Raw genomic sequence first — 24254 nt, 5'->3', positions numbered from 1 at the left:
TTAGCCTTAAAAAAGAACCACTTCATCATAACGCGGCAGGGTTATCAGTTTAATCCCCTGCTCTTTTGCCTTGTTATTGAAAAACGTCGGGATCATGTCTGGATTATCTGAGCCGCCGATAATCATGCTAAAAAGCCGCATCATACCGGTAAATTCGCCTTCTATCGGACCGGTTAGGGAATCCCAGTGAATGGGGATTACCGTATGGGGTTGGGTCAGGCCAATGGTTTGATCCCAAAAGATATTTTGATACGCCGGCTCAAAACCACCAAAGCCACCGATCCCTAACAGATAATAATCGGCGTTAAATCCCTGTAACGCATCCTGACGATAACCCGCCGAACCGGTAATCATGATGTCGCCTTTGGGGTGTTCAATATGCAGCGTGTAACTGGCGCCAACCCTGTAATCCAATATGGCTACCGGGGGAACCAAAGGCGCGGTGATTTTCTCGTAGTCTTTATTAACCTTGCCGCCTTCAGTTGGCGTGGGGGCATGGTAAGTAATGATAGGCGTAAGCGTAAAAGCACCTACGGGATAGCTCTGCCGATCTTCAACAACAGTGATTTGATTATCACTTAACCCCCAGCCTTTAGCGATCATGGCCGTTGAGGGCGAGCCCATTAATGTAGCGCCGGTGCGTTTGGCAACCTCAGGGGCATCCATGGCATGATCGTAATGGGAGTGAAAGGCAAATACCGCATCGGCGTTGGTTATCTGATTTTTCTGCAGACCAAAGGTAATCGCTTCCATATCAGGGCTGATGTTATTTAACAAAGCATCGCCAAGCCCCGGGCGACTAAACCAGCCATCGGTAATGATGGTGGAACTGCCATCGGAAATAACCAAGGTGGAAGTCCCCGTCCAGCGAACCGTCACGGCGCCCTCAGGAATATCCTTGTTACCTTCAACGGCCCAGGATGGATCTACCGGAGGCTTTTCGTAGCCGGTTAAGTAAATGCTATAGACGGCGATAACGATAAAAAGCGTGGAGAAAACTACGGCAAGAACTTTCTTGATACTCATAGTGGTGAGCCTTGATGTCCCTATTTTGAATTTCCTAAAAATATAGGGCTTTACCCCTAAGTTTTTCTACCTGAACTCAATCATGCACACAAGACTCTTAAAGCATGTTCAGGATCTGCCTCAACAATACGCAGCAAAGAACGTGCAGCGCCTGTAGGATGCCGACGCCCCTGCTCCCAGTTTTCCACAGTACGCTTACTCACCCCAAGGATCATCGCAAATTTATCTTGTGACACCCCTAAGCGTTCACGAATATCTTTAACTTGTGGTTCTGGAAAATCAAAACTGCGCGAAGCTTTTTCTTGGCCTTTTACAACCTTATCCATTTCCTGAACACTAGCCAGCAGCTCATCAAACATTGCTTTTTCCATCTTCACCACCTCTCGACAATATTTTTTAACTGAGCAATCTGCGACTTGGTCAGATTGTCCTGCTTGCCCTTTGGGTAAACGTATAACATACGAATATGGTCATCATTAACCACCCAGTAATAGATAGCACGAACGCCTCCGCTCTTGCCTTTTCCTTCCAGGCTCCATCGAACTTTACGTAAACCGCCCGAACCTTGGATCAAGTCCCCCAGGTCTGGACGATTGACCAATGCTTCCTGCAATTGTTTGTATTCATCATCGCTCATCAATTCTTGGATGAGCTTGGTGAATATGGAGGTTTCTACAATAACCATGCTTCCCTTAATTATACGCCATTGGCGTATATTCTCCAGTAGCTATCTATCAGGTGTTTTGCTCAATTAGCCTGTGTAAGCAACACCGAAAAGACAGTAAATATCCTTATTTATCAATCGGTTACATATTAAAGAGTGAGTTTATAATTGCCCAGCTGCGCTTGCCAGCGCTGCGCCCATTCACTGAGGGGTTTATACACCTCCAGTAATTCCATGCCCATAGTCGTCAACTGATAGCCCGACGGGTTTTCCAAAACCACTATCTGCCCTTCTTTTAAAAGCTTAAGGCGCTGGTTTAAAACCGTCGGCGATACATCACCGCAGGCTTGCTGTAATTGCCGAAACGTCAGGGTTTCGGATCTTAGCTCCCAGATGATTCGCATTACCCATTTCTTGCTGAGTAAGTCGATTATCTCGGCTATGGCTGGTCGTTTTGTAGTCATAATGTCGATTTTACCTCTTGCGCTACTAAAAGTGTAGCGATAACATGTGCGCTACATATTTAGTAGCACCCATCCCCAATTAGAGGACTCACTATGACTAGCACACCGCGTATTCAACCGGTTAACCCACCCTTTTCTGATGCTTTGCAGTCATCATTCGATATTGTTATGCCCGCGGGCATCCCGCCTTTGAATATATTCAAAACCGTGGGTAACAATGAACGAGTACTGTCGCGTATGGTTCGAGGCGGTTTACTGGACCGTGGCTCGGTCAGTATTGCACAGCGCGAACTGGTGATCTTGCGAGCCTGCGCCAACTGCAAAGCCGAGTATGAATGGGGTGTGCATGTGGTCGGGTTTGCTGAAAAGGCCGGATTCAGTGAAGCGCAGATTGCAGCCACCTGTGACAAGGCGCTGGATGATAATCTTTGGTCCGATGAGCAATTAGCGTTATTACAACTGGTTGATGAACTCCATGAAACTGCTCAACTCGGTGAGGACATTTGGGCTAAACTGCGCACGCATTTTTCTGAAGAACAAATGATCGAATTGATTATACTGGCAGGTTTATACCATGCCGTCAGTTTTGTCGTGAATGGATTACGCGTGGAAAATGAAGCCTTTGCGCCAAGGTTTCCGGAATAATTATTCACTCGCAAACAGCCATTAACTGTCAGTAATTTCCGAGTATTATTTGGCACCTCTTTACACCTAAGGGATATTGACCCGCTAGTCTTACGGTCTACACTTTATGTGACAAGCCTGTATTTACACAGCCTCTTGATGCACTCCAAGCCCTACACACAAGGACGATGTATGGAACAAGCAGAAGCGATTATCAGTACCATTAATGTCTTAGTCGTCGATGATATGGAATCCATGCGCGGCATGGTAAATGGCTGCTTACGAGAGTTGGGCGTTGAAAAATCTGCCATGGCCAACAACGGGGAAGCAGCCTGGAAATTGCTGACAAATAAAAAGTTTGACCTGGTTATTTGCGATTGGGATATGCCCGAAGTTACAGGCCTGGATTTACTCAAACGTATCCGGCAGTCAGAAAAACATAACCACCTCCCCTTCCTGATGCTTACCGCTACGACCAAAAAAGAACAGGTGGTTAGCGCCATCGAAGCCGGCGTTACCGATTACCTGACCAAGCCCTTTCAACCGAAAGAGCTTGCGTACCGGGTCGTGAAGCTACTGCATAAAATTAAGAGAGATTAGTACTCACCGCTTAAGCCTTGCCGTTTTGCATTGCCTCCAGCATTTTGCCCATTTCCATATGTACCTGGTTAATGGCTTTTAACGGCCTCACCATCACTTTGAAATCAACGATCTTGTCGTCATCGTTCCAGCGAATGATATCTACACCATTGACATGAATACCCTCTAGCTCCAGGGTAAATTCCAGCATGGCATCACGCTCACCGATGATTTTGCGTACATACTGAAAGCTGTCGTTACCCAACACTTTGTTTGCAGCCGAGAGATAGGCGAAGGTAATGGCTTTACCTTCTTGCGGGGTGTGCACAACGGGTGAGTGAAAGACTACGTCTTCTGCCAGCAGATCGTTAAGAGCGGTCGTATCGCCGCTCTCCATAATCTGGTGCCACTGCTTTAACGCTTGGCTCATATTACTTCCTTATTATTGTGTGCTGATTACAGTGAAAGAATATAACCTTTACTGGGGTTTACGTCACCGCTGAGCATTTTTTGGTAAATGCTTTCCACAGCCGCCTGGCCTGCATTTTCCTCAATATCCATCCAATCGCTAACAAAGCCGGTAAAGCCTACCCACTGGGTATGCAATCGTTGCTGGAAACCTTCAGCCCCCCAATCGCCTAAACGTTTTTCGGCCTGCGAAGGCGCAAAGAACATTTGTGGCTGTGGACCAGGAACATCTTCCGACATGCCGCCGCGTTGATCCCAGTGGGATACACCTACCAGGCAGCTGTACTTCAATTGTTCGCCCAGGTGACGATGAAGATCGGCTAACAACTGGCCATTACCAGCGAAGTCGACACTGGCAGTAGGCTGGCTGGCATCCAGCTGACTTAATTGATCGTAGGTAAGCACCTGGTCGTAACAACCAAGGCCTTCAACAAAGGCTTTGTTGTGCTCTGATGTTAAACCCACAATCTTGTAATCCTGCTCACGGCCTTCACGGTTATTTTTCAGCAGGAAGGCCATGCCTAATGCTGTTTTACTCGACGCACTGGTCAGTACAACCGTGTTAGCACCAAAGAAGTTTTCGTCGGCAAAAAAATCATCCAACAAGAACGATGTGGTAAATAGTGGGCGCAGTACCATCTGCAATGCTTCGGCTTCCTGTTTATAGCTGGGGTCGCTCGAGCAGCGAATATACTGATTGTAAATAATGGGCAGTTCCAGGCGGTGAGCCATTACATCGGTAAAGCTTTGTTTGCCGATCTTGCCAGGCTCAGCCAGCAGGTATGAGGACATGGGGTAGTAACCGTAGAAACGCTCGCCCACCTCAACACCTTCACAGTTAGAGTCGACCACATCGGCAAAGCCCCATACCGGGATGGTGCCCAGGCCTTCTTCGGCAGGGAAGAATTTCCAGTAACCAATCATATCCCCTACCGCAGCGTAGGTAATGTTGTTGGCGGTAAACGCAAAACGATCGACCTTCAGCAGCACCTGGCCGTCAGACAGCGCTTGTGGCAGCTCGGTGGTTTTGATGTGAGTTTGGGCATAATCACTGCGATCTACCCAGAAGTGGGTGTTAACGTTGGTATTGCTCATGGGGCGTTCCATCTCTCTCATTTTAGATTGATCACTCTAATATAAACAACAAGCGATAGCAATCTAACGCGTGACCGGGTATTCACTCCCTTACGGATGATTCTCTACAGGGCCTGGGCCGGGAATTTTCAGGAACTCTTGTGAAGCGATCATCCTTTCGATATCCCGAAAGCTGACCCCAAAGTATTTGCGATAGAGGGTATCAACTGTGCCATCGTCTATAGCCTGCTCCAATTGCTCACCTACTTGCTGGGCCAATTGCGCATCCTCTCGATTCACAGCCCAGTACAGCGGCTCTGCCTCCATGGGCGGAAGGATCCTGATCTGCTGGCGCAATTCATCGCTAAGCAGAATCTGTGATTGATACTCCGCTAAGAATGCATCAACCCGATAGGAGAGCAGTAATTTCCACAATGCGGGGTTGTTATTCACAAAGATCCAACCGATACCGCTGTTGTGCTGATGTCGCCTGGCAAAGGAGTTTCCCCGCAGAGCGGCGATTTCCCATCCGGCAAATGCTTCGATACCGGATAAGTCTTTAACGGGATCTGAGCTGCGTAGAAAGAATGCTGGTAAGTGATACTGAACGGAGGGGTTAATAGCAACCAAGTTATCACCCAACTTTCCTAATGAGTAGGCACTGGCGAAAGGTGACAGGGTCATATTCTGGTTTTGAACTTCATTGAGACATCGCAAAAAAGCCATTTTATGAAATTCTGCCGAATAGCCTAACCGCGACAGAACCTCGCGGGCCAGCTCAACCATGACACCCGCCAGTTCAGGCTGATCATAGGAAAAGGGAAACCACTTTCCGTAACAGACTTTTACCGTGGCATCAGCTCCTGGGTTGGACTCCTGAGCATGGTCACTGGCAACAGCACCAGAACAGCAAAGCAGGGAGATGCACAGGACCTTCCTTAGCCCTCTGTCACATAGCCCTCTGAATAGCGATTGAAAAACTAGCTGGAGAATAGTGGTCAAAATAAACTTAGTGCGACACCCCTGGCCCCGCTTGCCCCAGACTATGACTTGCCGTAGGCGGAATAATGGTACGGGCTTCATGGCCGTGAATGGCACCGCCCTTGATCTCTGCCAGCAGGTTCTCGATGACCTCTTGGCCGCCCTCACCGGCATGATAGATATTGCCTATAAAGTAGAGGGTTCTAAGAGCTGCATCACTGAAGACAAAGACAGAATCAACGAACTCGTTATTGTGGAAGGTCGGTGATCGGTCACCGTCGTATACCAGTTCGCAGTTCTTGAATGTGCAGTTGCGGTAAGAGTTGCCGTGCAGGATAACTCTTTGATCTTCATAGGTTTTATCGACGATATTCATGGTCTAACCCCTCAGTACGCCCTCAGTACGGTCTCGTTTTTGTACCTATTTCAAGCATAGGAGGGATTTGAAAAGCTGCCAGTGGGCGCCCTCTCTGACGTTAAGCGGCCTTGCCACACTGGATCGCCCCTGATAGAGTGTTCGCCTTAGCTACAATGTAGCCAGACCTGCGACTGCATAATACAAGTATGGATTTACGAGAATAATAAATGAGCGAGCTCCCCGATCTGTCCAAAGCGGAATACAAAATCCTCAATGTGATGTGGAAAGGCGATGAATTCAGCATTCGCGAGGTGCACGATGCCCTCGATAACAGCTGGGCATTGTCCACCACCAAAACCACCATTGAGCGTATGTGTAAAAAAGGGTTGGTAGAACGCCGTAATCTGCACGGTATCAATGTGTATAAACCCGCTATCAGCCGCCCTGCTGGCCTGGCTCGCTGGGTAAGCTTTTTTGCCGATCACGTGCTGGGGTTAGACAGCCGCACGGTGGTGTCCATGTTCGGTGAAAGCGAGAATATTTCCGATAAGGAACTGAAGGAACTCAATAAGCTGGTTAAGCAATTACAAGATAAATAACAACGATAACGACTTGAGCTTTTTATGGTGGCCCAGATGACGACACTCTACCTTGATTACGTCAGCAATCTGTTCATTATTATGACCAGCCGCCAGCTCGCCTATACCGCTTCGTTGTTTATGCTTGTGCTGTGCGTCTGCGCACTATTAAAAGATCGCCATCCACGCTTGCAAATGACACTGTGGTTACTGGTATTTGTTCGCGCCCTTATCCCCGCACACTGGAGCACCTCTTTTAATTTACGCCACCTGCTGGAACAGTGGCTACCGCAAGTAAAATACTTCGATCCGTTATTTCAGCTTCACCAACTGGATCTAATAATCCATTTAAGTGCTCCGATTTCGGTGCAGTTTCCATATATTACCTGGTCGATGGCACTACTGCTTGCTTGGATCAGTATCACTACATTGTTGTTTATTCGCTTATTCAATCAGCGTAAACAGTTTAGAAAAATAGTTCAGCAAAGCGATGTGGTTACCCAAGCCAGCCACTTGGCTCTGTTTTATCACCTGCACGGCAAGTTTAAACTGCGTCGAACGGTCTCCCTTGTGGCAGGTGATGCGAATGTCTCGCCCTTTACCATAGGAACCTTGCGCCCGGTTATCTATCTGCCCAAAGAGATGCTGAACTCGCTGGACAAGCAGGCCCTGATGTCGGTCATTGCCCATGAGATGGCACATATCAAGCGCTACGATGACCTCTCCGGCCTGGCAAGACAATTAATGCAGCGCGTTCTGTTTTTCTTCCCTGTGGTTTGGTTTACCAATCGTCAGATAGACGAACAGAAAGAGATCGCTTGTGATCGCATGGCGGTAACCAGCAGTAAGCTTACCGTTGGCGATTATGCCAACAGCTTACTGTCGATTGTTAAACACTTTCAAAACCAAAGCTCGGTGAAAGTGCCAAGCCTGTCCTTACGCAGGCAAAGCTACCGAGCACGCTTGTTAGCCCTTAAACATTACTCCATTAAGGGGCTGAGCAGCGGCAGCCTGGCATTATCTGCAGCTTTGCTCACGATTTTATTTATTATGCCTATGGGGAGTCAGCACGCGATTTCCCACACGTTGAAGCTGAGAAGCTTGCAGGCTTTACCCGAGCCGATGCCGTTGTTATCACCGCCAGTACAAGGTGGTGAACTCTATGCCGGATTCCACGATGTTGATATACGCCTGCCAATGGGCGTAGGCAAAATGCAGGTATTCCATGACGGCTTGGATTTTATGGTACCTGTGGGTAGCCCGGTTTTTGCGATGGCCGACGGAAAAGTTATCAAGGTTGTCGATCAGCCTGAAGATGGTATTGCCATGACATCAGGCGGTTACGTCCTGATTGAACATACCAATGGCATTGAAGCCAGCTACCATTATGTTGGCAACAGTTCACTGCAGCCCAATCAACTCATCAAACAGGGCGAGCAAGTGGGTGAATTACTCCGTGTTGCCTTCTCGCCCCGAGACTTCCCGGAAAACCTTGAACAACCCAGGGTACCTGCCCGTGTCCATATCAGCACCCGCTATCAGGATGTTGCTATCGACCCCTCTCAGGTTATCGATTTAAGTCAGTACACGCGTTAATTCTGATTTAGCGTCAGGCGTGCGGTTCTCGTGCGCCTCTTACTCGCTCGTCGCCTCTAATTATCCTCTAAACAACCCTCTCCCCTATTGACATATGCTCTTATTAGTTTAAAAATCCCACACAAGCTACAATGTAGCACCAAGACTACAATAGCGATTACAATAATAGTTACAACTATAAAAACCCTGGAGAGGGAAATTACCTCCACTCAATAATCAATAATTAATACGGAGGAATTATGGGACACAACATAATTCAATCAATCAGGACACAAGCCCTACCCCTTAATAAACAAGCCCGACTGTCTGGACTTAAACCTTTGGCCGCTGCACTACTGGCTGCCACGGTAAGCCAGAGCCAACTCAGTTATGCTGAAGCGATTGAGGAAGTTATCGTCACAGCACAAAAACGTGCCCAGTCCATGCAGGATGTTGGCATTGCAGTGACTGCATTTAACTCAGAGCATTTAAAAGAACTGGGGATTAGCCAAGCCATTGATCTGGCGGGGCAAACACCGGGGCTGGATATTAAAAACACCGTGGGTAACTCTAACCCCGTTATCACCATTCGTGGTGTTGGCCTAAACGATTACAACACCAACAACAGCCCTTCCGCTGCTGTGCATGTTGATGAAGTGTATTTAGGCTCTAACGGGTATCTGGGTTTTCAGCTTTTCGATATCGCCCAGGTGGAAGTACTGAAAGGCCCGCAAGGTACCTTGTTTGGCCGTAATACCACGGCCGGTTCGGTGAATTTTATTACCCGCAAACCGTCGCAGGAATTTGAAGCCAACATGGATGCCAGCTATGGCAATTACAATACCCGCAAATTGGAAGCCGGTGTGGGAGGCCCGCTGTCTAACAACCTCAGTGCCCGCCTGGCGATCATGACCAAAAAAGCGGATGGTCATCTAGATGCCCAGGCAACGCCCAGTGACGCGGTTGGCTTTAACCCCATGCCCGGTGTCGCTGAACCACTGGAAGCTTTTGGTGGTGATGACAGCTTGGGCGACACCGATACCAGTGCCTGGCGTTTATCCTTAGCCTGGGAGCCAAGTGATAAATTTGATGCAACCTTAAGCCTGCATGGTAGCCGTGATAAATCGGAGTTGTGGGTACCATCGCAAGTGCAGGATCACAATTTTGTAGCCGGTGCCACCGCTGCTACCCTGCCGGTTATTCAAGGGGTAAATACCGGTTTTTCCGGTAATGCCGCGATACCGTTTCCCGTACTGGCTCAAACACAATTTACTATCCCTGCGGCTGGGGATGAGTATGATGTCTATGTCACTGAAACACCGGAAGTTGATGCTCGCCAGTTTGGCGCCTCACTCAAAGCTAACTGGGATATAGGTTTTGCAACCCTCACCTCAGTCACCGGCTATGAAGAACTCGATCGCGCTCAAAACTATCAGAGTGGTAGCCCACTGCGAATTTATAACACACCTTTTAGCGATGACATGTCGCAAGTTACCCAAGAGTTACGCCTGACCGGAGAAAACGGTGACGATAACTGGGTCGTAGGCGCCTTCTGGATGCAGGAAGATCTCGACTTTAATAAACAGGCTTCCCTGATTGATGTAGTACTGGACGCGACTGCACTGATTTATGATCTTGCTGGTGCCCCGGGTGTGCCTGCTGGCGAGTCATATATTCTGCCGGTGACCAGTTACGGCGATATTGATTACACACAGGAAGGTGATTCATGGGCGCTGTTCGGCCAGTACGAATGGCAAGTTAACGATACCTGGAAAGTCACCGCCGGTTTGCGTTACACCGAAGAGGAAAAAACCTTCGTGGGTGGTACCAAAGCCGTACATGTCGTCGATGGCGTTCCCTCTTTGTTAGGTCTGCAATTTCCTGACCTGCCGATCGAAGCTGATGAAAAATACGAAACCGATGATATCTCCGGCAAGATCGCTGTTGACTGGACGCCTAACGACGATCTGCTGATCTACGCCTCTTACAGTAAAGGCTTTAAGAGTGGTGGCTTTGATGGTTCTACCGTTCTACAGGAAGTCGCTCTGGAACCCTTTACCGAAGAAACCCTCTGGGCAACCGAGATCGGATTTAAATCCAGCTTGCTCGATGGTTCGCTGCAGTTAAATGGTGCCATCTACCATTACGACTTCGAAGATATGCAAGCCTCGGTAACGGTAGACCTGGGTGGCGGTAACACGGAAAGTTTACGCCGTAATGCCGGTAAAGCCGAAATTATTGGCGGTGAACTAGAACTCTGGTGGAAGCCGACGGAAAGGTGGGATATCCGTGCAGGTATCGCCGTATTGGATGGCGAGATCAAAAAGTTTGATTCTGATGATCCCGCTGAATCGGCTTTCTATGAAGGCAATAAAGTCCCCGATGCACCGGAAACCACGTTTAATGCCGTGGCTCGCTATGAATGGCCACTGAGTGATAACTTGCTGTTATCGGCCAGTGTTGATGTGAATTACAGCGATGAAATTTACAAGGATCTGGATAACACCGAGCTAACCAAAGCCGGTAGTTACACCCTGTGGGGTGGACGCTTGGCACTGGGTACTCAGGATGAAAACTGGGAAGTTTACCTGTGGGGTAAAAACCTCACCGATGAAACCTACCAGCTTAATGCCGGATTGGATCCACATGGTGTTACCGCCTACTACAATATGCCTCGCACTTACGGTGTAGGTTTAATTTATAACTGGCAATAACAGGAGGCTCACGACTTAAAACCTTCGCTCTCTGCTTTACGCCATCCGCTGTTGTGGGGTGGCGTTTTTTGCGTTTATAAAGAATGAAATAAATTCCATGTTTAACAGATCAAAGTCCATATTTGTGACGACAAAATAGAAAACCTGTAAAGACATGCAAAACTATATGACAGAGTCACGGCAGTACCGTAGGATTACTGCTATTAACACAATCAGAAAATGTACTTGAGGCGATAATGAAGCACCCAAAGGTATTTAAATCCATTTTATCTGCAGCTATTGCGTTTGGCATGGCAACAACACTGCAACCCGCTGCGGCTGAATCTAACGATAAGCGCAATGTTATTTTAATTATTGGCGATGGCATGGATGACACCCAGGTGACGATTGGACGTAACTACCTTGAAGGAGCCCAGGGACGACTGGTCATTGATAACATGCCCTACCGCGGTGCCGTGCAAGTGCTTACCGTGCATGAGAATGATCCCAGCAAATTTATCTATGTCGCCGATTCAGCCAATAGTGCAACGTCGATGGCAACCGGCGCTATAACCAGCCGCGGCCGTATTGGTACCTCCGCAAAAGATGACAAGGATCTAACCACCATTGCCGAGATGGCGAAAACCTCTGGTTTTGCAACGGGTATTGTATCTACGGCAAATGTCACCGATGCCACGCCAGCCTCTTTTGTGGCCCATGTCAGTTCCCGTGGCTGTGAAAACCCGGACATGATGGTAAACGCCGAAGCCTTTGCCGGCGTGATTGTTGATTGCTCGGCGGATACTAAAGCATTAGGCGGTAAAGGTTCTATCGCCGAACAAATTGCCGATGCCGATATTGATGTAGTCCTCGGTGGCGGGCAAAAGCATTTCAACAAAAATGCTGAAGCCATGCCCAAACCTCTATTTACGGTTGCCCAGGACAACAACTACCAGTACATCACCAAAGCCAAGCAATTGGCCCAAGTAAATCCTAATCAGAAATTACTAGGTCTGTTTTCTGAAAGTACCATGCCTGTGCGTATGCAAGGTGAAAATGGTCGCGGTTCAGAAGCCCCAAAACCCAGCTTCCTCAACAAAGTCGACTGGCGTGTTGGTGATGTTGAAATGCCTGCCCCCATGAAATGTGAAGCCAATCCGGAATTCGAGGGTATGCCAAACCTTCGAGATATGACCGCTGCTGCTATATCCCATCTGGATGCCCGCAGTGCGAATGGCTTTTTCCTGATGGTGGAATCAGCATCCATTGATAAACAGTCCCACGCGCGTAAACCCTGTGGTCAAATCGGTGAAATGCAGCAGCTGGATGAGAGCTTAAAGGTCGCTCTGGACTTTGCCAAAGAAAACCCCAACACCTTAATTCTGGTCACCGCCGACCACGGCCAGGCAGCCCAAATTCTTCCCGATGGCAGTCTGTTTAATGCCATGCCTGTGGCGGTATACCCCATGGGTATGGTCAGCCGCATTATCACCCCGGAAGGCCAGATTATGGCGGTAAACTATGCCACAACCCCCCACGGCTTCCCGATTGAAGAGCATACCGGCACCACCGTTCCGCTCTACTCAAACCAGCCAATTCCGGCTATGTTGACCCAACCGGAAATTTTTAATCTGTTGAAAGACCATTTGCAGCTATAGGGCCTACCCTTCCTCAGGCCGCAATAACCTGGCGTTATTGCGGCCATCGCTTGTTACTTCCCGCCGTTCCAAAAATTCGAATTCCTGCCGCCCTGCGTCCATAATTAAGCTATAGCAGACAAGGAGAATATCCATGTCATGGCGGTTTAACGCTCTCGTACTTACCACAATACTGGCTCTTGGCTTTTCTGCCCTGGCAACCAGCGAGCCCCGCTATGTCATCCTGTTAATTGGCGACGGTATGGACGACAGCCAAATTACCCTGGCCCGCAATTACCTGAAAGGTGCCCAGGGCCGCTTGCAGATGGATTCCCTACCCTTCCGCAGCAGCGTGCAAGTAATCACCATGTCTGAGCAGGATCCCTCAAAACCCGTCTATGTTGCCGACTCAGCCAATACCGCGACAACCCTCGCCACCGGGCAAGTGACAAGCCGCGGGCGTATAGCGACTACGGCAAAGACAGATAAGGACCTAACCACTATCGCCGAACTCGCCAAAGCTGCCGGTTATGCCACAGGCATTGTGACTACTGCCAGCATTACCGATGCCACGCCAGCTGCCTTTATTAGCCATATCGGTTTACGCGGCTGTCAAAATTCCGAGCGTATGTGGACAGCTACCTCGCTCGATAAAAGCCGCCAGGGTTGTGAAGCGGATTTAAAAGCCAATGGCGGCAAGGGTTCCATCGCCGAGCAAATTGCAGAGGGTACAACCGATCTTATATTGGGTGGTGGTAACAAACATTTCCAGATAATGGCTGAAACGACTGACCAAACAGTGCAATCCATTGCTGAGGCCAATGGCTATTCAGTTATTCATAACACAAAAGTTTTACAAGCAATGACAGGTGAAGAGAAAATACTCGGCCTATTCGCACGTAAAACCATGGAGGTAAAACTGCGCGGCAAAGATGACCGCAAAGCTGAACACCCTAAACGTAAAATCAAAAACTGGTTAAGCTGGAGCCCCAACACGGCCACCCTGCCAGAACCCATGCAGTGCGAAGCCAACCCCGACTTTGCGAATACCCCCACCTTACCAACCATGACACAAGCGGCGTTGGACCTACTGGTAAAACGTGGTGGCGATAAAGGTTTCTTTTTGATGGTGGAATCGGCCTCGATAGATAAACAAGCCCACCGCCGTAATCCCTGTGGTCAGATCGGTGAATTGGAACAACTGGATGATGCCCTAAAAAAAGCCTTAACCTTTGCCAAGCAGCATGCCAACACCCTGATTTTAGTCACCGCCGACCATGGCCATGCAGCTCAAATAATTCCGCTGCGCTATGCCCTACCTAAAAAACTTTCAACACCCGATAAAGCCAAGTTCGATAAATCCAAAGCGGATATCTATTCCCCTGGGAAAGTGGCACTACTGCAAACAGCAGATGATCAGATTATGGTTATCAACTACGCCACAAATAATGCCTCTAGCGCTGATCACACGGGTACCCAGGTGCCGTTAATGTCCAATCAGCCCCTGCCCGGTATGATGCAACAATCGGAAATCTTCAGCATCATGCAGAAATATCTGCAACTATAAGTTTCGGCGGTACTCACTTGGCGAACAGCCATGCCATCCCTTAAACGCGGTAGAAAACGATGTGGCATCCCTGTATCCCAACAGTAATGCAATATCAATAATGGTTAGGTTTTTGTCTTTCAGGTATTTGGTAGCCAATGTGGATTTCACTTGTTGCACAAAGTGTTGATAGTTTGATCCCCTTTCTTGTAAACGTCGCTGCAAAGTTCGGCTCGATAGATTCAGTTTTTTCGCTACGACATCGACACTGTAATCACTGCAAGCAAGTTGCCGGCGAACAACCGAATACAAATTCACCGTAAAGTTATCCGCTTCCCAGGCGAAGTTCACCAAAAAATCATCCAGCTCGTCTTTGACATTGTCGTAGAGCGATGTAGACACATGCATCTGCGGTAAATCCAAAATACTTATAGGGTAATAAAGAGCACTGACCGACTGATTGAAATGTAACGGCGCACGCAGGGCTTCTTTTATTGCTTCGCTATCATTGGGTTGAGGATAAGTGATATCTATCCGCACAGGCCTTGCCGGTAAAATACTAAAACCGTCCATTAACATAACCGTTGATGCCAACAAGGCATCAGTGACTAAGCATCGCGTTTCATGTGTTGGCCAGTCGATGTGTAGCTCCAAAACCAGATTATCGTCCTTGCGCTTAACGATAATCTTTACCAGATCCCCCAGGCTTGGAACCATATCAGGCAATAAGTTGATCCACTCTCTGAAAGTATTAGCCGCGGACGCTAGTGACATATACAAGTGAAAGCTTTCCATATAGCTCAGCCGCCCACATAACAGGCCAAAATTTTCTTCACCTGTTTGCGCCAGAATCTCTTTATGCAGGCGGAAGAACTTTTCAGCAGGCAGCGTTGCATCCGGCAAATTAAGCAAACCAATATCAATGCCCGCCTTATGTACCATGGCTTCGAACGATACACCCAAGGCTTCCGTCACCTTAGCCAATACCGTCAAAGACCGCGCATAGACAACACTCATAATCCTTCTCTCCCCCCTTTTCGAGCCGGTTTCAGGCTATTTACGCTCATATTATCCAGATAATGGCGCACTTTCCATGCCATATGGCGCAATATCAAATCAACTACTCCAGCGACCCATTAGAATCAAGTACCTATCTACATCACAAAACACTGCTGGCCTTAAGCCTAGGAGCCCCCTGTATGTCACTCGACTTTGATAGCGCCCGACTGAATAACCCCTACCTTACCGCTGAGCACGAGGAGTGGCGTTCGCAAATACGCCGCTTTGTTGATCGCGAAATCATGCCCTATGCCGCCGAGTGGGATGAGGCCGGTAAAATCCCGGATGAACTCTGGCCCAAAGCCGCCGCAGTGGGCATCCTCGGCCTGGGTTACCCGGAGGCTTTCGGTGGTATCAGTGAAGGTATTGATGTCTGGCATGGCAATATCATGACCGAAGAGCTTTCCCGCCCTGGTGTCGGCGGCATCTTCCCATCCCTGCTGGTGCATAATATCGGCCTACCTCCGGTGGCCAACTTCGCCCGCGATGAAATCAGGCAAGAGGTTGTGCCCGCCGTTTTAAGTGGTGAGAAGCGTATCTCTCTGGGCATTACTGAACCCAGCGGCGGCTCCGATGTTGCCAGCCTGCAAACCACTGCCCGCCGTGAAGGTGACTACTACATAGTTAACGGCTCCAAAACATTTATCTCCGGCGGCATGCATGCCAACTGGACCTCTACCGCCGTGCGTACCGGCGGTGATGGCCCTGAAGGAGTGTCGATGTTGCTAATCCCTATGGATTTGGACGGCGTATCGCGTACCGCGCTGGACCGCAAACAAGGCTGGTGGTGTTCTGATACCGCGACTATTTATTTTGACAACGTCAAGGTGCCCGCAGAAAACCTGATCGGCAAAGAAGGTGAAGGCTTCAGAGTTATTATGAATAACTTCAACTCTGAACGTATGGGTATGATTGTGCAGATGGAAGCCTATTCCCGTATCTGCCTGGAAGAAGCGGTTAACTGGGCTCAGGAGCGCAAAACCTTTGGCAAGCGTTTGGCAGATCACCAGGTGATTCGCCATAAAATTGCCGAGATGAAACAACACATCAATGCCTGTCAGGCCATGATCATTCACTGCAGCCGCGAGATAGAAGCCGGTGGCGTAAATGCCGGTGATCTCGCTATGCTGAAAGTACAGTGCAGCCAAACCATGGAATTCTGCGCCCGCGAGGCCAGCCAGATTCTGGGAGGCGCCAGCTACCTGCGTGACAACCGGGTAGAACGTATTTACCGTGAAGTTCGCGTCCAAGCCATTGGTGGCGGCTCGGAAGAAATTATGCGCGACCTGGCATCACGTCAGTACCGAGTATAAACCGATGACGATTAAGATCTGGCACTGCCACAATGCCCGTTCCCTGCGCCCTATTTGGGCGCTTGAGGAAATGGGCCTGGACTACGAAGTCATCTCCATGCCCTTCCCTCCACGATTTGAGCAACGGGAATTTCTCGAAATTAACGAGCTCGGCACCATCCCTTACATGATCGATGGTGAAACCCATATGACGGAGTCTTCGGGAATTCCGCTGTATCTGGTAGAACGCTATGGCAAACACGAGTTTGGCCTTAAACCCGATCAGCCGGAATACGGTGATTACCTCAACTGGTTATTCCACAGTGATGCGACCCTGACGTTTCCACAAACGGTTTATATTCGCTATACCTTTCAAGAACCCGAAGAACGCGGATTGAAAGAGGCGGCAACAGACTATATGAAGTGGTTCCATGCGCGCTTGCGCCGACTCAACAAACACTTGGAAGATGGCCGTGAATATCTGGTAGACGATCGCTTTACTGTTGCCGATATCTGCATTACCTACGCGCTGCATCTGGGGGAAAGTTTAAAAATTGATGAACACTATAAACCCCATGTTCGAGACTATTTAAACCGCATGCGGAACAGACCAGCGTTTCAGCGAGTGGTGGATATTGGCAGCGAATAACAGGCTGTTGATGTTTACCCCCAGAATCTGTGGATAAGCCTGAGGATAGGTGACTAAAACGGTAACGCAGGCCTTGAAAAGCCTGCGATTCAGCGATTCGGATAGCAAATAACCAGGCTATTTTTACAACAGCTACGCTGTGATCAGCTCGTCTATTTGCTGTTCAGGTTGGTGTTTATTGAGCCACGACAACAGCAATTCATTCACACGCTCGGGCTGCTCCAGCTGCAGAAAATGCCCGGCGTTTTGTACACTTTCTACACGAACCTCTGCAGTGAATCTGGATGAGTTCTCCATCCCTTCAAACACGCGGGTATCCATGCAGCCATCTTTAACCCCGGTCATCGCCAGTGTAGGGACACTAATCACACCAGAGGAACTGGCTGATGTTTGTTTATGCGCCCGACTAAACATAGAACGGTAATAGCCCAAGCTTGCCTTCACCACACCCGGTTGCGAAAACGTTTGCCGAACATCATCAAATACGGACTCTGGCCAATCCCATCCCGGCGACCAGCGACGCCAGAGAAACTTGAGAAAACCAAAGTCATTACGACGCACAACCCAATCGGCTAATCCACGTAACTGAAAAAACAGCATATAGGACGAGTTAAGGTATTGAATCGGTAACCGTGACAAGGCCTTTGAGTATGTCACCATATGGGGAATCGCCAGGGTGGTAAGCGAATAAAACCGCTCTGGGTATTTACAGGCTGCGGCATAACTCATGACCGCGCCCCAGTCGTGCCCCACCAAATGGGCTTTCTCCACCCCCAAATGATCCAACCAGCCGGCCACATCGGAGGCTATGCTGTCGATGGTATAGTTGCCATCACTGACCTGCGATGAGGCTTCATAACCCCGCATCACTGGTGCAATACAGCGGTAACCTGCAGCGACTAACGCCTCAATCTGGTACTGCCAGGTGTGATGAGTATCCGGAAAGCCATGCAGTAGTAGCACCACCGGCCCTTCGCCCCGATCAATGGCCGAGAAAGACAAACCATTGGCCTTTAAAATGAGATCAGCCATATCACTTACCCTGTTATTACCCTGTTGTCGTTACCCAGCCACCGGCCCACGGTAGCACCTGCCCCACCATATGGGTGCATTTATCAGAGGCTAGGTACAACGCCAGCTCGGCAGTTTCTTCCGGGTCGGCCACTTTACCGGTTGGAATATGCGGCAGGACTTTTTCTTTAAAGACATCGCTATTGATAAATTCATCGGGGAAATAGCGTTCGTTTTTGACGTAATTTTGTGCGATGGCATTAAGCTGTACATTGCTTGCCGCCAATTCTAAACCCGCCGCACGCACAAAGGCATTTTGGGCACCACGTGCAGAACAGTAGGAACTAAAACCGGGAATACCACGCAGGGATGATGCACTGGTCATGGCAACGATTTTGCCGTGGCCTTGCGCTTGCATGGCCGGGGCAAAGGTATTGATGGTGCGCATAAAGGGGTAAACCATCAGCTCAAACTGGGATTCCCAGTCGGCACTATCGAGCTTGCCCACGGGGTTGGGGCGCGGATCATCGGCGAAGTTGGCTACCAGGATATCGATATCGCCGACTTTTTGTTTGAGGGCATCGACGGCTTCCTGGGTTTGCAGCAGGTCGTTATCGGTGATGACTTCTGCACCTTCGCGTTCAAAGCCTTCGGCTATGGGTTTGCCCATGTAGCGGTCTATGCAGGTGATGAGTACTCGTTTGTTGGTGTAGCGTCCTGGTTCTGACATTGGCCTGCTCTCTTATTTCGATTTGATTATTAGCATGCAAGAAAAGACTTACTGCGCCCAAAATCACTTCAATCTCGCTTATGTCGCTCCTGCGTAGGCAGGAGCCTAGTGGCTTTGACTTACTTTGAAGCTAGTACAATTTCGTAACTTTGTGCCAAAGACACTGGATACCCGCCTGCGCGGGTATGACGTTAAATAGTTAATACCGAGGTTCCGGTACGGGCATAACTTATTAGAACTTGTGAAAACCATCCTAAACTAAACGAACAGTTAGAAATAGTAAAAACACGACAAGTTTTCGTTTTCTGGCGACTTTTGACGTGATGGGTAAAGGATTGGCGCCTTAGGTAAAATTTGTTCAGGCGCCAAGAGAGGAAAAGTACTTATGCGTCCAATAGTGCTTGCAGATCAGCAGGCACAGGCATGGGTTTAACGGGGCTGACGTTGGCACCACCGGTATTTCCCAGCGGCACCCAGATGCGGGAAATCACCAGCGAGGCCAGAATGCGCACTACTTGACCTGTGACTTCCTGCCTGTCCCTTCTGTGCCAGCCTACTTTTAACATCCACCAGTGGCTGCGGGTGTGAGGGATCACAAAGCGCTGCCCAAGAATATGGGCGCGCTCCAAGTGATGGAATGCCTGATCCCAGTTCTGTTGACGGTAAAGCGCTTTGGCCCGCGCCATTTCCTCTTCAAAAGCTTCCCTTAACTGAGTTTTCATAGCGGTACTCCATTAAGTATCACGGCAAGCACGGTAACCTGCGGTACGGTCACCAGCGGTAAAAACAAAGCCGTTTTCCAGGAATGCATGGTGTCTTTTATCACCATCACTTCGGTGTAATCGGTCGACACGCCGGTCATCATAAAGGCGAAGCTGTTACCCGGAGCCTGTGCGCGTGTCATTAAATCAGCGGCAATAGGCGTGGAGCCTTCAGAACACACTTCAATAATGGTGGCAGCAACCAGGGTGAAGATCAGGCCGATGGCCGTGGGGCCAAAGTATTCCTGAAAATGCTCCAGGCTGACAAAGCTGCGAATGGCGGTGGCAAGCAATACACCAAACAGCAACCAGCGCAGTACCATGCGTGAACCTTTAATACCTTCCCACATCAAATCGGCAATTAAACCTCCGCTCCAGGGAATCTGTGACCAGCCTTTTTTCATTTCGGGCCAGAGCTTATAGTCCAACGGTAAATCGGAGGTATTGGGGTTACCAGGCAGTACTTTACGCTCAACCAGGCGATCAAAAATCCAGCCACTGATCAAAGCAATGATCACCGACAGCACAATAAACGCTAACGTCCAAGGCAAACCTATCAAGGCCACCAAAATAATGGTGAGCGATAAGGAGTTCCACGGACTGGCGATCAAAAAGGCCATCACCTGCCCAAGGCTGGCACCGCGTTGATAGAGTTTCATGCCCACCATCAAAATGCCGTGGCTGCATAAATCCATAAACACGCCGGCTGCGGTCGCGCGCCATAAACCCGAGATGCTGCCGCCGCGGCCTAAAATAGAAACAATCATTTCCTGGGGAATACGGCTGAGTACACCGACAAATATCGCCGCTAACACTACGCCCCACCACATGGTATTCATCAACTCAAATACGCCGTGGCTCATTGTCATTAACCAGGGCGGTAATTGCTCGATGCCTAACAGGTGCAAACTGTAGTTAAACACCACCAGGGACAAGCTGCCCCACAACAACCAGTCAATTGAACGGGATTGCTCTGCCTGAGCTTCACTACTGCTGCCACAACAGCTGCTTACTGCAACAACTTCCTGAGGTTGTTTCTTCTCCTCTGAACAACATCCACTCATTGTGTTTTCTCCTTACCTTCTATATCTAGATCTTCACCATGAGCCAGCTCATCAATAATGGCGCACACCGGCCCTTCATCGCCGGCACAGTGGGATACCATGGTGGCCAAGGTATCGCGCATGGCTTGTAACTCTTTTAACTGTGCATCGACCTGGGTTAATTTTTCCTGCACCAGACTTTTTACATGCTGGCTGCGGCGCTGAGGATTTTGGTACAGCTCCAGCAGCTGCCGGCATTCATCCAGGCCAAAGCCGGTCGCACGAGCACGCTGCAAAAACTTTAACGTGTCCAGGTCGTGATCACTGTAGTCACGGTAGCCATTTTCACTACGCACAGGTTTGATTAACTCAATTTGCTCGTAATAGCGGATGGTCTTGCTGGTTAAGCCAGATTGCCTGGCTGCCTCACTGATATTCACAGACATTGCTCCCGTTTCATTACGACTATGAAGTACTTTAAACCTTACAGCTACTGTAAGGTCAACCCATTAATTTTGATCAATATTTAATCGTAAAGAATGACCTAACAGTCAGGATAAGTGATTGAAGCGACAGGATTTGTTACCAAATGCCAAATAGTTTGCTAGAATGGCGCCTGATGTATGTACAAAATCACATTAGGACGTGAATATCTCTTTATTAATCAAATAGTTAGAGATGAATAAAGGGAATAACTATAACGATAAGTTAGTACAGTTAAGTACAGAGGAAAACAATCTGTGGAATACCTGGACGGTACCCACCCGGAATGGGAAGAAATGTGGCAGCAGCTCGCTGATGATCCACTGAATGACGGCGATCCCCTTTGCATCAACCAGGGCCTGACCTGGGAATATATGGGTTCAAGCGCTGACCATCATAACTTCCGCCATTCCAAACACCCCAAAAGTGGCCGTATTGAGCACGTTTATCTCGAACGCACCCGATCTGCGTCGGCGATAGGCTGGGCTTAAATAGACTGGACCACGACTTCAGTGCCTGCCCTTTTGCAGGCTCACAGGCTCACTCCCCCCTAAATTTTGTTCCTTGCATTAATAAACTTAAACCTTACGAAACTACGTATGGATTCCCGTTTCCACGGGAATGGCGGATCAGAGTTAGCTAAGTAGGTATTCCATATAGCGGTGATTATCCAGATCCGGGGTGTAGCTTTGCTGCTCACCCAATACTTTGAAGGATAAGCGCTCGTAGAGTTGTTGCGCGCGGGGATTGATCACCGAGACGTCCAGGCTTAACTTGCCAATGCCCTGCTCTCGGGCCAGGGATTCCACATGGGCAATCATCTTCGAACCCAACCCCAAACCGCGGCTTTCTGGCGTAACACCTACATGGGCTATATACAGGCAATCCTTTTTCGGCGGTTTGACCAACTGGTATTCAAATCGCATACCTTTGGCCAAAGCCTTCAACCCCTGAATCAAGCCCAGATAACGAATGGTGCCCAAGGAAGTAGCCAACATGCCTTTATCTATCGTGGATTTGGTAAAAGACCCAATCAGCCCCAATACCTTGCCATCCACTTCAGCCACCCAGTGATTGCGATAACTGAACATGCCCTTGTCTTGCATAAACATCCAATGCAGAAAATCCAGACTGCCCTCAGGTTGCTGGTTGGCAAATACATAGTCAAAGGCTTTGGGGCCGGAGCTGTACATCAGTGCCGCAGTTAGATGAGCATCTTCTGGGGTTGCAGGTCGGATGGTGATATCAGCCATATGGATGTTGGTTCCAATGTAAAAATGAATAGGAAATTGATTGAGATTAACTTTAGCGCAAAGTTAACGCCTACCAAACGACTATAGTTTTAAGATTTGTAAGCCTTCAAAACCGGCGCTAAGGCCGGTTCTTTTCTCTCAGTTTTTCTTAGAAAAAACCCTGGGCTTGATTGCCATAACTAACCAACAGGTTTTTGGTTTGCTGATAGTGGGACAAGACCATCTTATGGGTTTCCCGCCCAACGCCAGATTTTTTGTAACCGCCAAAGGCCGCATGCGCCGGATAGCTGTGATAGCAGTTGGTCCATACTCTACCCGCTTCAATACCTCGCCCCATACGGAAAGCACGATTGATATCTCGGGTCCACACTCCGGCGCCCAAACCAAATTCGGTATCGTTAGCAATCGCCAGGGCTTCGGTTTCATCTTCAAACGTTGTTACCGCCAAGGTTGGGCCAAAGATTTCTTCCTGGAACACACGCATTTTGTTGTGACCTTTTAGAAGCGTAGGCTGCACGTAGTAACCGTTGGCTAATTCTCCGCCCAGAATTTGACGCTCACCACCCAGCAGGAATTCAGCGCCCTCTTCTCTGGCTACATCCATATAAGACAGGATTTTATCCAGTTGCTGCGCAGAAGCCTGTGCGCCGACCATGGTGTCGGTATCCAACGGATCGCCCTGCTTGATTTCCAAGGCGCGAACCACCACCTTTTCCATAAATTCCCGGTAGATACTTTTCTGCACCAGCGCACGTGATGGACAGGTACAGACTTCGCCCTGGTTAAAGAAACCCAGCAGCAGGCCTTCGATACACTTATCCAGGTATTCATCGTCATGCTGAACAATATCTTCGAAGAAAATATTCGGGGATTTACCACCGAGCTCTACCGTAGAAGGAATCAAATTACTGGCGGCTGCCTTCATAATGTTAATACCCACCGGGGTTGAGCCGGTAAAGGCCAGTTTGGCAATGCGTGTGCTATTGGCCAATGCCTGACCCACTTCAGTACCAAACCCGTTAACGATATTAACCGTACCCGGTGGTAGTAGATCTTCAATCAACTGGATCAGACACAGAATAGAGACTGGGGTTTGTTCTGCGGGCTTGAGTACCACACAGTTACCAGCGGCCAAAGCTGGGGCCAGCTTCCAGGCGGCCATTAACAGTGGGAAATTCCAGGGAATGATTTGACCCACAACGCCAAGAGGCTCATGAAAGTGATAGGACACCATATCCGCATTCAGATCGGCGGCCGAACCTTCCTGCGCGCGAATACAACCGGCAAAGTAACGGAAGTGATCAACAATAAGGGGAATATCTGCACCCAGGGTTTCCCTAACCGGCTTACCGTTTTCCCAGGTTTCAATCACGGCCAGAGTTTCAATATGCTGCTCGATACGATCAGCAATTTTTAACAAGATGTTTGAGCGATCTGTAGCAGAAGTGGACCCCCAAGCGGTTTTCGCGGCATGGGCGGCGTCAAGAGCCAATTCAAGGTCTTGTGCAGAGGATCGTGCCACCTGGGTAAATACCTCTCCGTTAACCGGGGAGATATCATCAAAGTATTGGCCGCCCACTGGAGCAGTCCATTCACCACCAATAAAGTTCAGGTATTGGGCTTTAAATTCAGGTTGTTGGTATTTCATTGTTTGCCTCATGGTTGTCTAAGTTATTTTTAGCCATTGCGGCTGACAAACGGTTTAG

The 24254-nt window shown here is 49.0% G+C and carries 26 protein-coding genes; 10 read left to right on the top strand and 16 right to left on the bottom strand.

What is annotated here, in order from left to right:
* Positions 1–6 precede the first annotated feature (6 nt).
* The 4 genes from ACGHZ6_RS08885 to ACGHZ6_RS08870 form a co-directional block, all read right to left on the bottom strand.
* Positions 7–1026, bottom strand: a complete 1020-nt coding sequence (locus tag ACGHZ6_RS08885) for an MBL fold metallo-hydrolase (protein ID WP_390618482.1) — start codon at positions 1024–1026, stop codon at positions 7–9.
* A gap of 80 nt (positions 1027–1106) precedes the next feature.
* On the bottom strand, positions 1107–1397 hold the full coding sequence (gene nadS, locus ACGHZ6_RS08880; protein WP_390618481.1) for a NadS family protein: 291 nt from the start codon (positions 1395–1397) through the stop codon (positions 1107–1109).
* A gap of 2 nt (positions 1398–1399) precedes the next feature.
* Positions 1400–1711 carry a type II toxin-antitoxin system RelE/ParE family toxin gene (locus ACGHZ6_RS08875; protein WP_390618480.1) on the bottom strand — a complete coding sequence of 104 codons (312 nt, stop codon included), beginning with the start codon at positions 1709–1711 and terminating at the stop codon, positions 1400–1402.
* A 128-nt stretch (positions 1712–1839) separates the two neighbouring features.
* Positions 1840–2154, bottom strand: coding sequence for a winged helix-turn-helix transcriptional regulator (locus tag ACGHZ6_RS08870; RefSeq protein WP_390618479.1), 315 nt, complete (start codon positions 2152–2154; stop codon positions 1840–1842).
* Between the two features lie 93 nt (positions 2155–2247).
* Here ACGHZ6_RS08870 and ACGHZ6_RS08865 point away from each other — a divergent pair, with 93 nt between their 5' ends.
* Both ACGHZ6_RS08865 and ACGHZ6_RS08860 read left to right on the top strand, forming a co-directional pair.
* Complete coding sequence (locus ACGHZ6_RS08865) at positions 2248–2799, top strand: carboxymuconolactone decarboxylase family protein (RefSeq protein ID WP_390618478.1); 552 nt, start codon at positions 2248–2250, stop codon at positions 2797–2799.
* Between the two features lie 171 nt (positions 2800–2970).
* On the top strand, positions 2971–3378 hold the full coding sequence (locus tag ACGHZ6_RS08860; RefSeq protein WP_390618477.1) for a response regulator: 408 nt from the start codon (positions 2971–2973) through the stop codon (positions 3376–3378).
* A gap of 10 nt (positions 3379–3388) precedes the next feature.
* Here the strand turns inward: ACGHZ6_RS08860 and ACGHZ6_RS08855 are convergent, their stop codons facing one another.
* From ACGHZ6_RS08855 to ACGHZ6_RS08840, 4 genes are all read right to left on the bottom strand, one after another.
* The gene (locus tag ACGHZ6_RS08855) at positions 3389–3787 is read right to left on the bottom strand and encodes a nuclear transport factor 2 family protein (RefSeq protein WP_390618476.1); all 399 of its coding nucleotides are present in this window, start codon (positions 3785–3787) and stop codon (positions 3389–3391) included.
* Positions 3788–3813: 26 nt separating this feature from the next.
* Positions 3814–4920: a DUF2855 family protein gene (locus tag ACGHZ6_RS08850; protein ID WP_390618475.1), complete on the bottom strand. Its 1107-nt coding sequence runs from the start codon at positions 4918–4920 to the stop codon at positions 3814–3816.
* Positions 4921–5010: 90 nt separating this feature from the next.
* Positions 5011–5901 carry a substrate-binding periplasmic protein gene (locus tag ACGHZ6_RS08845; RefSeq protein WP_390618474.1) on the bottom strand — a complete coding sequence of 297 codons (891 nt, stop codon included), beginning with the start codon at positions 5899–5901 and terminating at the stop codon, positions 5011–5013.
* Between the two features lie 7 nt (positions 5902–5908).
* Positions 5909–6256 carry a hypothetical protein gene (locus ACGHZ6_RS08840; RefSeq protein ID WP_390618473.1) on the bottom strand — a complete coding sequence of 116 codons (348 nt, stop codon included), beginning with the start codon at positions 6254–6256 and terminating at the stop codon, positions 5909–5911.
* A gap of 209 nt (positions 6257–6465) precedes the next feature.
* On the opposite strand from ACGHZ6_RS08840, the gene ACGHZ6_RS08835 reads away from it, so the two are divergent.
* From ACGHZ6_RS08835 to ACGHZ6_RS08815, 5 genes are all read left to right on the top strand, one after another.
* On the top strand, positions 6466–6837 hold the full coding sequence (locus ACGHZ6_RS08835) for a BlaI/MecI/CopY family transcriptional regulator (RefSeq protein WP_390618472.1): 372 nt from the start codon (positions 6466–6468) through the stop codon (positions 6835–6837).
* A gap of 36 nt (positions 6838–6873) precedes the next feature.
* Positions 6874–8412, top strand: coding sequence for a M56 family metallopeptidase (locus ACGHZ6_RS08830; protein WP_390618471.1), 1539 nt, complete (start codon positions 6874–6876; stop codon positions 8410–8412).
* Positions 8413–8651: 239 nt separating this feature from the next.
* Positions 8652–11105: a TonB-dependent receptor gene (locus ACGHZ6_RS08825; protein ID WP_390618470.1), complete on the top strand. Its 2454-nt coding sequence runs from the start codon at positions 8652–8654 to the stop codon at positions 11103–11105.
* A 236-nt stretch (positions 11106–11341) separates the two neighbouring features.
* Positions 11342–12742 (top strand): alkaline phosphatase, encoded by a 1401-nt coding sequence (locus tag ACGHZ6_RS08820; protein WP_390618469.1) that lies wholly within the window; start codon positions 11342–11344, stop codon positions 12740–12742.
* A 133-nt stretch (positions 12743–12875) separates the two neighbouring features.
* Complete coding sequence (locus tag ACGHZ6_RS08815) at positions 12876–14288, top strand: alkaline phosphatase (protein ID WP_390618468.1); 1413 nt, start codon at positions 12876–12878, stop codon at positions 14286–14288.
* On the opposite strand, the gene ACGHZ6_RS08810 is transcribed toward ACGHZ6_RS08815, so the two are convergent.
* Positions 14283–15284, bottom strand: coding sequence for a helix-turn-helix domain-containing protein (locus tag ACGHZ6_RS08810; RefSeq protein WP_390618467.1), 1002 nt, complete (start codon positions 15282–15284; stop codon positions 14283–14285). The genes ACGHZ6_RS08815 and ACGHZ6_RS08810 overlap by 6 nt on opposite strands.
* A 182-nt stretch (positions 15285–15466) precedes the next feature.
* Here ACGHZ6_RS08810 and ACGHZ6_RS08805 point away from each other — a divergent pair, with 182 nt between their 5' ends.
* Together ACGHZ6_RS08805 and ACGHZ6_RS08800 are read left to right on the top strand one after the other, a co-directional pair.
* Positions 15467–16639 carry an acyl-CoA dehydrogenase family protein gene (locus ACGHZ6_RS08805; protein ID WP_390618466.1) on the top strand — a complete coding sequence of 391 codons (1173 nt, stop codon included), beginning with the start codon at positions 15467–15469 and terminating at the stop codon, positions 16637–16639.
* Between the two features lie 4 nt (positions 16640–16643).
* A complete protein-coding gene (locus tag ACGHZ6_RS08800; RefSeq protein ID WP_390618465.1) occupies positions 16644–17267 on the top strand; it encodes a glutathione S-transferase family protein in 624 nt (207 codons plus the stop codon).
* Positions 17268–17399: 132 nt separating this feature from the next.
* On the opposite strand, the gene ACGHZ6_RS08795 is transcribed toward ACGHZ6_RS08800, so the two are convergent.
* From ACGHZ6_RS08795 to cueR, 5 genes are all read right to left on the bottom strand, one after another.
* Positions 17400–18299, bottom strand: a complete 900-nt coding sequence (locus ACGHZ6_RS08795) for an alpha/beta fold hydrolase (RefSeq protein WP_390618464.1) — start codon at positions 18297–18299, stop codon at positions 17400–17402.
* Between the two features lie 16 nt (positions 18300–18315).
* Entirely contained in the window at positions 18316–19008 is a 693-nt protein-coding gene (locus ACGHZ6_RS08790; protein WP_390618463.1) for an SDR family NAD(P)-dependent oxidoreductase, read from the bottom strand.
* A gap of 383 nt (positions 19009–19391) precedes the next feature.
* Positions 19392–19730 carry a DUF3703 domain-containing protein gene (locus ACGHZ6_RS08785; RefSeq protein ID WP_390618462.1) on the bottom strand — a complete coding sequence of 113 codons (339 nt, stop codon included), beginning with the start codon at positions 19728–19730 and terminating at the stop codon, positions 19392–19394.
* Positions 19727–20833, bottom strand: a complete 1107-nt coding sequence (locus tag ACGHZ6_RS08780) for a permease (protein ID WP_390618461.1) — start codon at positions 20831–20833, stop codon at positions 19727–19729. Before ACGHZ6_RS08780 ends, ACGHZ6_RS08785 begins: the two co-directional genes overlap by 4 nt.
* Entirely contained in the window at positions 20830–21252 is a 423-nt protein-coding gene (gene cueR, locus ACGHZ6_RS08775; protein ID WP_390618460.1) for a Cu(I)-responsive transcriptional regulator, read from the bottom strand. Before cueR ends, ACGHZ6_RS08780 begins: the two co-directional genes overlap by 4 nt.
* Positions 21253–21552: 300 nt before the next feature.
* Here cueR and ACGHZ6_RS08770 point away from each other — a divergent pair, with 300 nt between their 5' ends.
* Positions 21553–21786, top strand: coding sequence for a 4-diphosphocytidyl-2C-methyl-D-erythritol kinase (locus ACGHZ6_RS08770; RefSeq protein WP_390618459.1), 234 nt, complete (start codon positions 21553–21555; stop codon positions 21784–21786).
* 144 nt (positions 21787–21930) lie between these two features.
* Here ACGHZ6_RS08770 and ACGHZ6_RS08765 read toward each other — a convergent pair whose 3' ends face one another.
* Both ACGHZ6_RS08765 and ACGHZ6_RS08760 read right to left on the bottom strand, forming a co-directional pair.
* A complete protein-coding gene (locus tag ACGHZ6_RS08765) occupies positions 21931–22548 on the bottom strand; it encodes a GNAT family N-acetyltransferase (RefSeq protein ID WP_390618458.1) in 618 nt (205 codons plus the stop codon).
* A 148-nt stretch (positions 22549–22696) separates the two neighbouring features.
* Positions 22697–24196: an aldehyde dehydrogenase family protein gene (locus tag ACGHZ6_RS08760; protein WP_390618457.1), complete on the bottom strand. Its 1500-nt coding sequence runs from the start codon at positions 24194–24196 to the stop codon at positions 22697–22699.
* Positions 24197–24254: the final 58 nt, after the last annotated feature.

Origin of the sequence: Maricurvus nonylphenolicus, assembly GCF_042854845.1 — a bacterium.
Lineage (GTDB): Bacteria > Pseudomonadota > Gammaproteobacteria > Pseudomonadales > Cellvibrionaceae > Maricurvus > Maricurvus nonylphenolicus.
Note: the sequence above shows the minus strand (reverse complement) of the source record. Positions and strands in the feature narration are given on the sequence as shown.